Source organism: Ferruginibacter sp., assembly GCF_031430955.1.
Taxonomy (GTDB): Bacteria; Bacteroidota; Bacteroidia; order Chitinophagales; family Chitinophagaceae; genus Ferruginibacter.
Window position 1 is genome coordinate 1 of the sequence record NZ_JANPCM010000185.1, and the last position, 8,771, is coordinate 8,771.

Sequence of the window (8,771 nt, forward strand, 5' to 3'; positions counted from 1 at the left end):
CTGGTTACCTGTACCACCTAAATATTTATCTAAAGCTAAAATTGAATTGTTTGGAGCTTTAAGATTGAATAACATATCACCACAATAAGTATGCGGCATATTTAATGTTACCCTTACCCCAGTAATTGTAGCATTGGCAGGGATACCTGTAACATTTAAATTAGTACTCACACCTGCCGCAGTATTATCTGGTACAGCAACACTAATTGTTCCTGAATTAAAAGTAGCTGTGCCAGGTATTGGTGGTGCAAAAGAACCTGCAGTTAATAAAGTGCCATTCGTGCCGGCAATTCCACCACAAACAGGTGTACCCGGAGTAATCGCAATTACTGGCAGATCATTAACAGTTAATATAGCTCCAGTTGAGTTAGCAGAAGGAGGGCAAATACCACTAACTACACAACGGTAGCGGTAACCGTTAAAAGAAGATGGTACAGCTATTACTGTTAGTGTATTAGTTGTTACGCCAGAATATTGTGCACCATTACTAATGTTAGTATAAAGACCGCCACCGTTAGTACTTACCTGCCACCGGTAAGTAATGCCTGCACCAGAACCTACAATACTAAAAGTAGCGTTGCTTAAAGCACAGACCGTAATGTTTGAAGGTGGTGTGTTTACAGCTGGCAATTGGTTAACATTAATAGTAATAGCCCCGGTAGTTTGACAACCATTGGGCGCCGTACCCATTACTGTATAAGTTGTGGTAGCCATTGGAGAAGCCGCAACGGGATTATTTGTTGTTGAACTTAAACCAGCAGCCGGACTCCATAAGAAAGTATATCCAACCGGAGGACCTGCAGGTACATTGTAATTTATAGTTATTCCCCAGCTTGTAATAGTACCTACGTCTCCACCGGCAACATCTCTTGCTGCAAATAACCACGAACCATTTAATGTTGTAGTATTATATAGTGCAGTAAATGATGCAGTGGTGGGTGTAAAGCCGGTTGGTGCAGGTGCCGCTAAATTCCCATCAGGAGCAAACGTTCCTGTAAAAGGTGCAGCACTTGGCGGAGCCAGTGAAGTAGTTCCTGTAGAACTTATAGTTGTATTGGTAAAATTATCACCTGTACTTCCTCTTTGATTTACAAGGTTCAGGACCTGATTATTTGGTGCTTTTAAGAATAATACTACATCTCCATCCCAGGTATGTGTAATATTGAAATTTACGCTTGCGCCAGTTCCAATTGCTGTTGCAGGAATGCCGGAAACAGTTAATGCAGTGGATACACCAGCAGGGTTATTATCAGGTATTACTACCGTAATTGGACCTGATGTTGTTGTAGCAATACCCGAAGTTGGAGCTCCTATAACCGTTAGTAAAGTAGGATCACCTGCACAAAGTGCGCCTGCAGGAGCCGCACTAATAGTAATGGGTGCAACAGTGGTTGGCGAAACTACTATTGTTGGAGTACCGGTATTACCAGTACCCACGCAAGTACAATTGTCTTCGGCAACTACAGAAACTAAATTGTAAGTTGTAGTTACAGCAGGAGTAACAGGTATATTAGCACCACTTACATAACCTGTAATTGTTCTCGGATAACCTGGAGTTGCAGGAGCAGCGCCAATAACTACTTTGTAAGTAGGGGAGCTTCCTCCTGTAATATCAATTTTTAAATTAGCCGTAGAACCAGTACATGTAGTTGGATCTATCTGAGTAAAACTGGTATAAACTGCATTATCAATACCAATAAAATCAGAGTTAGCACCCGCAGGGCCACCGCCAGTTACAAAATACCTGAATGCTAAACGGCCGGAAATACCGGCTGCCGGCAAACCAGACATGGTAACATTAAACTGTGTCCATGCAGTAGGGTATCCAGTACCTGTTAAATTAGGATTGATATCTAATAACAATGTGGCAAAATCACCAACAGTTGTTTCATTATTCCCAACATTTACACTGGCACCGCTTGTACTCATTCTTAACTGTAATCTGTCAGGAAATGTGCCAGTAGTTGTTCTGGTATAGAAAGAAAACCTGTCTCCATTCTTTAAAGTGGTAGTTGGTGCAAATAACCAGTTACTGATTGTACCTGTACCGGAAGTGTTATTAAAATTAGCAGAAATTTTTCCAGCTCCACTCTGGGGCGGAAAAACTGTAGAATTTGTTTGAGCCCACCCTGTCAAACCAACTGGGTTGCTTAGGTTTTGAACATTCCAACCAGCAGGAGGTATAGCACCATCAAACTGCTCATTTATAAGATTTACCGGCGGACCGGCTATTTGAGCCTGACTTAAAACAGATGATGTTGGAGGAGTGCATGATGGTGGTGGAGTACAATTAATACCACTAACAACTAAACTGTAACTATCGCATGCTGTAGCTACTTGTGCGCCATTAACCACAATTACTACTGTAGCATTTGCTGCAAGAGTAAAATTGTAGGTTACCGCACCAGATCCTACAAGTGAACTTAAACCACCATCTGCAATATAATTTGTACACAAATTAGCAGGGTTAAAACTGCCTAAATAAGCAACAGAAAAAACATCTCCTGTTGTTCCATTAGCACTGTATCTTACAGTTACACACTGGCTTGCACAAGTTTGGTTGGTAAAAGTATATGTGTCATAATAATATGGGCCGGTACCAAACGGCCCCGGGCATACCTTAGAAGAACCGCAAACAGAAGCTACACCATCACGGAAAAAACGACCGTTGGTTAAAGTTAAATCTGTTGAAGCTAATGAGCCACTAAAAGTACAAACATCAGTTAAACCATTTGGAACTGGGGTAGAACTGGTTGCCTGAATCCTTTGAGTTAATCCGGGATTATTGGCAAATTTCTCTGCAATTTGTTTATTAATTTCCGGGACATCTGAAGCCTCAACCGGCCCCATTGATGCAGCAGTAGCAGGTAGCCTTTTTGATGCAGGTCTTTCCTGCACAACTGCTTTTTGATTTGCCGGAACTGCCGGTCGCTCTGTAGGAAAGCCTTTTTTGGCACTGGCGGGTTTTGATAATGCCCCCTCCTGCCCAAAAGAGGCTTTAAAAGAAATGCTCAAAACCAGAATCGAAAGAAACGCTTTGAGCAAAAACACTTTAAAGTCTTTTAGTGTAGTTGTTTTTTGCATAAAAAATGTTTTAGTTTGTTTGTGTACATTGCATACACCTGGATAGACTAGTCTCGGGAATTAAGCAGTGCAGTTCAGGTAGTACAAAACTAAAGGTAATAACTTTAACTTAAAATTGTATAAATTTCATTCTGTTTTTTACAAAAACATATATGTACTTAGTTTTTAGTTGAAAAGCCTGTTAACAACTTTTCTTAAAATCAGAATTATCGCTCATAAACCAGTATAATTATTGGAGAGATTGTAACAATAATTGGTTAAAATTTTGAAGAGAAGATATTTTAAGGTCAGCTGCGTTCCATTTTAGTTCTTTAGCGCTGCTGGGAGCAGGCACAACTACACACTTCATCCTGGCAGCTTTTGCTGCAATAATTCCATTAAATGAATCTTCAAAACAAATACATTCTGCAGGTACCGAGTTAAGTTCCTTTGCACAGTTTAAATAAACTTCGGGATGTGGTTTACCATATTGAAGGCAGGCAGCAGATGAAATGGCATGCAAATGATTTCGGATTTGTAATAAGTCAATGGCAACATTAATTAAGTTTAAAGGAGATGAAGAAGCCAGTCCAATTTTAAAATTCCTTTCAATAAAAAAATTAAAAATATGTGATAAGCCCGGCATAGGCTTTCCTTTTTTTAAAACCAATTCAATAACTTTTTCCGTAATCTCTTTTTCAATAAGATCAGCATCTCTCAGCGGAATTTTAAAATAACTAAACCACCAGCTGATAAACTCTTTTGTACGCAAACCAGTTGTAGTAGCATATTGTTGAGCTGTTAACTTTATTCCATAACGCATAAATATTTCTGTAGCCGCCTCATCCCAAATTGGTTCCGAATCAATCAGCAATCCATCCATATCAAAAATTACAGTTGCAAGTTGCATAACTGCAAATATATTAACTTCATACTGTGATTGATTTTACAAATGACAATTTTATATTTGAAACACATTTATAAATTACATTGTTATCGGGAATAATTTTGTTTTATGAAAAGATGGCTTGCTAATTTAAAAGAATCAAGAATTATTAAAGGTGCAGTGTATGCCATAGTAGGATTATTTTCTTACCCCGGATTAAATATAATTAACCGCCTCGAAATTAAAGGCATGGAAAATCTGCAGCACCTCCCTAAGCAAAATGTATTATTTGTTAGCAATCACCAAACTTATTTTGCAGATGTAATTACTTTTTTACACATTTTTTGTGCAGTAAGCTGGCGTAAAAAAAGTAAACTTGGTATCCCTTATTATTTGCTGTGGCCTTTTACAAGAGTTAAATATGTTGCAGCAGAAGAAACCATGAAAAGCGATTGGCTAAGTAAATTATTTAGCCTGGCAGGTGCTATAACGGTTAAACGTACATGGCGTGCAAACGGGCAGGAAGTCAGGCGGGGCCTTGATGCGTCCGACACACGGAAAATAGAAAGCGCCTTACAAAAAAACTGGGTAATAACTTTTCCTCAGGGTACTACAAAGCCTTTTGCACCCGGCAGAAAAGGAACTGCTTTTATTATTAAACAGCACCAGCCAATAGTTATACCTGTTGTTATAAATGGGTACTGGCGGGCATTTAATAAAAAGGGATTGAAATTTAAAAAGAAAGGCTCTTTATTGTCGGTAACTTTTAAGGAACCATTGCAAATTGATTACAACGATACCACCGAAAATATTTTAGCTGTTGTAATGGATGCCATTGAACAAAGCAAAAAATTTATGCTTAAAGGTAAACATCATTTAATGAATGCTATTGATAAATAAATTATTCTTTTGTAAACAAAGCTTTTAATTCATCCGCATCTTCTGCCTTCATTTTTCCGCCCAATACCAAACGTAATTGCCTTCTTCTTAATGCACCTTCATACAATTTTTTTTCTTCTTCAGTTTCGGGAATAAGTTGATTTACTTTTCGTGGCTTGCCATTAGGATCTAAAGAAACAAAAGTGTAATACGCTTCGTTACTTTTATATTTATATTGCTGAATGGCATCTTCCCCCCACACGTTCATATGCACTTCCATGCTGCTGTTAAACGATCGGGTAACTTTTGCTTCTATATGTACCACGTTACCAATTTTAATAGGGCTTTCAAAAGAAATATTATCAACAGATGCTGTTACCACTGGTGCACTGCAATGTTTCATTGCAGCTAATGCTGCGGCAATGTCCATCCAGTACATTAACCTGCCACCCATTAAATTTCCAAAATTATTGGTATCGTTGGGCAGTACCAATTCCGTCATTACCACAATTGATTGACTGGCTTTTTTCTCCATGTATTTTTTTGTAAAGATAGGCTGATTTATAAATGCTGATAGCATTACAAATATTTTTCGCATTTTTTCCAGTATGCAGAAAAGGAAGAATAATAACCCGTAACCTGCGGAAATAAAGTTTCATATTCTTCTGCTGTACCATAGTAATGTAAAAAGGCTGGGTGCAATTTAAAAATTATTTTTTCTTCTTTAATTATTGCTGCCAGCTCATCAAATTCGCCAACAAAAATTTGGATGCCGGTAATATTTTTTGCTAAGTCTGTTACAAATTGCAGCACTTTATCACTAACCGGAAATTTTTTAAAGTGGGAAGGTTCCAATAATAAAATCCTGTTTACATCTTCACCAGCATGCCATAAGGGATCCAGGTTATAAGAGTTGTAAACAAGCGTTGGCCTACTGCTGTTTAAAACGGGTATTATTATTTCTGGCAGTTCCGTTTTAGCGAAAAAATTATTTTTTTCCCTTAGCGCTTCAGGTATTTCTATTGTTTCAAGTTTTTCATAAGAAGTATCTAAAAAAGTATTTTGCTGATAACTTTTGCTGTACTTATTTATATTTTCCTGGTTGCAATAATATTTTTTTGAGGAGAAGGTTGCGGCTACCCATTGCCAGCTTAAACTGTTACTTGCTAAATCTCCATCTAACAAATGATAGTACATCCATTGAGAAGGCTGTAACCAATGTGCCCTGCCTATATTGCATGTAATTGATGCAACATACATCCTGAAATGATTGTGCATATAACCGGTACTGCAGAGCAATTCAATACTTTTATCAATAGCAATAATTCCGGTACCAGCATTTTCAACAGCCGCTATCATTTGGTGATGGGCTATAGCTGTTTGCTCCTGTTTTAAATCAGTAAATATTTTATCGCCTGCATTTTGCCAAACCCTTTGCCAGTATTCTCTCCATGCCAGCTCCTGTAATAGTTTTACTGCCTGGTAAGCCTGATGTGTTTTTAAAATCTGTGCTTTTACCTGTGGCAAACTAATTACCCCTCTTGAAATATAAGGCGATAAATAAGTTACCGCCCCGTCAATAAAATTTCTTGTGGCGGCATATTTATCCGGATTAATATTTTTCAGGGTTTCAATTATTTTTTTATAACTGGTAGAAAAATTCATTTTATCTTTTAGATATTTTATTGTGGGTGATGGTTTTTTGCATAGTACATTTAAACCGGTTTACCCCATTGCTGCGGAGGGCTGCATGTTTGGTAACCCTGCCATTGGTCCGCTTGCGCCACATTTTAAAACTGGAACTTTTCATTTCCTTTCGCATTAATTTGATTACTTCCTTTTCTTTTAAACCAAATTGTATTTCTATGGCTTCAAAACTGGTACGGTCTTCCCATGCCATTTCAATAATGCGGTCAATATCTTTGTCTTTTAAAATAATTGCCTTCATCAGTTATTTATTTTTTCTGCACCTGTCGCTGCAGTATTTTATTTCTTTCCAAACTTTTTCCCATTTTTTACGCCAGGTAAAAGGCCGGTTACAGGTAATACAAATCTTTTGGGGCAAATCAGCTTTCTTTTTTTGTTTCACTAAATGCGGATTAACTGATGTTTTCTTAAATCATCTAACGTTAAGGCAGTACCATCATTTAAATTTTTATAGGCCACTACATCACATACAAATAATTTATGGTCGCCTCCGTATATGGTATCAATTGTTTTTAATTCCATTACGGCCAATGCATTTTTCAAAACTTTAAATCCATTCCATTCGGTTAACAGGTTTCTTTTTTCCAGCCTGCTTATTTTATCAATGGTATTTCCACTTTTCTTTCCCAATAAATCCACCAGCCGGTATTGGGGTGCCGCAAGTATTTGCAAAACAAAATGCGGATAGCTATTTATAATCCCCAGCGTTTTTGTATTTTCATAAACAGCCACCATCATTCTTTTTGGTTGCATACTTACTGCAGAAACATAAGTGCAAATATTCATATTGTATTTATCACCTGCTTTACTGCTAATGCTGTATACGGGGAGGTTTATCCTGTTCCAGGGTTTCTTTTTTGTCACAGGCTGTTTAAATATTTTTCTGCTTTATCAAGATGCGCCTGTTGTTTTTCTACCGCCATCTTATCAAATGTTTTTATCAGCATGCCCAACCTTGGGTTACTTAAAAAAAAATTCCGGTGCACATGCATAAAGCGCCAGAATAAACCATCCCATACTGTTGTCCATTCACCCTTTTCATAATCGCTCATTTTTAATAGATAATTACTGCCGCTGATGTAGGGCTTCGTCGTCATTAAACCACCATCTGCAAATTGTGTCATCCCATATACATTGGGTACCATTACCCAATCGTATGAATCAATAAATAATTCCATAAACCATCTATAAACTTCATCAGGATCAAACTCACAAAGCAGCATAAAATTTCCCATTACCATCAATCTTTCTATGTGATGACAATAACCCGTTTGCAAAACTTTTTTTATAACATTATCAATGGGCAGAATACCGGTATCACCCCTCCAAAAAGCTTCAGGTATTTTGCGTTTAAACCCCCAGTAATTTTTTGTACGCTGTTTACTTCCTTCTCTTTCATATACAATACGAATAAATTCTCGCCAGCCAATTATTTGCCTTATAAATCCTTCTAACGAATTAAGGGGCACATTATATTTTGCTGCTGCGGTAATGGCTTTAGAAACAACCTGGCCGGGTTCCAGCAATCCAATATTTAACATGGGACTGATTACAGCATGATGTAAAAAATGTTCTTTAGCAACAATTGCATCTTCATAAAGGCCAAACTTTTCAAAGCGGTCTTTAAAAAAATCATCCAGCCATTTTTCTGCAGTGGCAAAATCTGTTGGGTAAATAAATTTTTCGATAGCGCCATAATTGTCTGTAAAGTTTTTTGCCACATATAATTTTGCTTCCTCAACGGCCTTGTTTTCGTTCACAAAATTTATTGGTGGAACTTTTTGTTTTGCAGGAAATTTCTTACGGTTATCTGCATCATAAGTCCATTGGCCGCCTTCGGGACCACCCGAAGCATTTAATAAAATATTTCTTTTTTTGCGCTGCTCTGTATAAAATCCTGTTTGAAAATACGTTTTCTTTTTATCGAAGTAACTTTTTACATCAGGTAATGTATTTAAAAAATTGGGGGTATTATACTCTGTGAGGGCTATTTTATTTTTTTTACAGGAAGAAACTATTCTTTTCTTCAACCAGTTATCTGCTACATCCGCAAAATGAATAGTAGTAATTTCTTGTTGGTGGAGCTTTGCGATTAAACATCTTACATCACTTAATTCATTTCCAGCATCGATGTATTCAATGTTTATTTTTTTATGGATAAGATGATCAGCGTATAATTTCATAGAAGCCCTGTGCAGCACTAATTTTTGCCGGTGAAATTTATATTTATTAAAAA

9 protein-coding genes are annotated in these 8,771 nt (G+C 37.2%); 1 reads left to right on the plus strand and 8 read right to left on the minus strand.

Annotated elements, in window-relative coordinates; all coding sequences use genetic code 11:
* Positions 1-3,084 (minus strand): choice-of-anchor J domain-containing protein (locus ACY65O_RS05085; RefSeq protein WP_462219766.1); only part of this gene is annotated, 3,084 nt, incomplete at its 3' end.
* A gap of 229 nt (positions 3,085-3,313) precedes the next feature.
* On the minus strand, positions 3,314-3,973 hold the full coding sequence (hxpB, locus tag ACY65O_RS05090) for a hexitol phosphatase HxpB (protein ID WP_462219767.1): 660 nt from the start codon (positions 3,971-3,973) through the stop codon (positions 3,314-3,316).
* Between the two features lie 105 nt (positions 3,974-4,078).
* Here hxpB and ACY65O_RS05095 point away from each other — a divergent pair, with 105 nt between their 5' ends.
* Positions 4,079-4,849, plus strand: a complete 771-nt coding sequence (locus tag ACY65O_RS05095) for a lysophospholipid acyltransferase family protein (RefSeq protein WP_462219768.1) — start codon at positions 4,079-4,081, stop codon at positions 4,847-4,849.
* Between the two features lies 1 nt (position 4,850).
* Here the strand turns inward: ACY65O_RS05095 and ACY65O_RS05100 are convergent, their stop codons facing one another.
* The 6 genes from ACY65O_RS05100 to ACY65O_RS05125 all read right to left on the minus strand — a co-directional run.
* On the minus strand, positions 4,851-5,408 hold the full coding sequence (locus ACY65O_RS05100; protein WP_462219769.1) for an acyl-CoA thioesterase: 558 nt from the start codon (positions 5,406-5,408) through the stop codon (positions 4,851-4,853).
* Positions 5,408-6,493, minus strand: coding sequence for an FAD-binding domain-containing protein (locus ACY65O_RS05105; RefSeq protein ID WP_462219770.1), 1,086 nt, complete (start codon positions 6,491-6,493; stop codon positions 5,408-5,410). Before ACY65O_RS05105 ends, ACY65O_RS05100 begins: the two co-directional genes overlap by 1 nt.
* A 1-nt stretch (position 6,494) precedes the next feature.
* On the minus strand, positions 6,495-6,776 hold the full coding sequence (locus ACY65O_RS05110; protein ID WP_462219771.1) for a TIGR03643 family protein: 282 nt from the start codon (positions 6,774-6,776) through the stop codon (positions 6,495-6,497).
* 3 nt (positions 6,777-6,779) lie between these two features.
* Complete coding sequence (locus ACY65O_RS05115; RefSeq protein WP_462219772.1) at positions 6,780-6,917, minus strand: DUF2256 domain-containing protein; 138 nt, start codon at positions 6,915-6,917, stop codon at positions 6,780-6,782.
* Complete coding sequence (locus ACY65O_RS05120; RefSeq protein ID WP_462219773.1) at positions 6,917-7,399, minus strand: flavin reductase family protein; 483 nt, start codon at positions 7,397-7,399, stop codon at positions 6,917-6,919. Before ACY65O_RS05120 ends, ACY65O_RS05115 begins: the two co-directional genes overlap by 1 nt.
* A partial coding sequence (locus ACY65O_RS05125) for a cryptochrome/photolyase family protein (protein WP_462219774.1) occupies positions 7,396-8,771 on the minus strand: 1,376 nt, incomplete at its 5' end. The genes ACY65O_RS05125 and ACY65O_RS05120, both read right to left, overlap by 4 nt.